The 401-nt window shown below is 65.8% G+C and carries 1 protein-coding gene and 1 pseudogene; both read right to left on the reverse strand.

Translation table 11 applies throughout. The features are described from left to right. Positions 1–199, reverse strand: a pseudogene (locus tag EOA13_RS37740) (sarcosine oxidase subunit gamma); the annotation flags it as partial. Then, a partial coding sequence (locus EOA13_RS37745; protein WP_164780711.1) for a glycine cleavage T C-terminal barrel domain-containing protein occupies positions 192–401 on the reverse strand: 210 nt, incomplete at its 5' end. The gene EOA13_RS37745 and the pseudogene EOA13_RS37740, both read right to left, overlap by 8 nt.

Genomic DNA, 401 nt, shown 5'->3' on the forward strand with positions numbered 1-401 from the left:
CCGGAGCCGCCATGCCGAAACGGGCTTTGGCGGTGCGTGCCAGTTCCGCCCCTTTGCCGCGTCGCGCCATCACCTGGATCAGGTCGAAATTGCGGATCTCGGTGAGCGAAATGCCCGGTTCGACGTCACGCGCGCCATAGGCGCCCACGACAAGCGCGTGCTCCAACGGACTGCGGGAAACCCAGGAAAATTCAGCCACGCTGGCGCCCTCCATCCGGATCGTAGAAGACGGGATTGCACAGCTCGACGTCATAGTCTTCGCCGCGCAGCGGGTCATGCGCATGGACGATCTCGCCGATCCGCTCGCGGCCGCGCTCGACAAGCGCCAGCCCGATCCACTGGTCGAGCGTCGGCGAGAAGCAGACCGAGGTGACATAGCCCTGGTCGTTGGCGGAACCCGG

This window comes from Mesorhizobium sp. M7A.F.Ca.US.011.01.1.1 (genome assembly GCF_003998295.1).
Classification (GTDB): Bacteria; Pseudomonadota; Alphaproteobacteria; order Rhizobiales; family Rhizobiaceae; genus Mesorhizobium.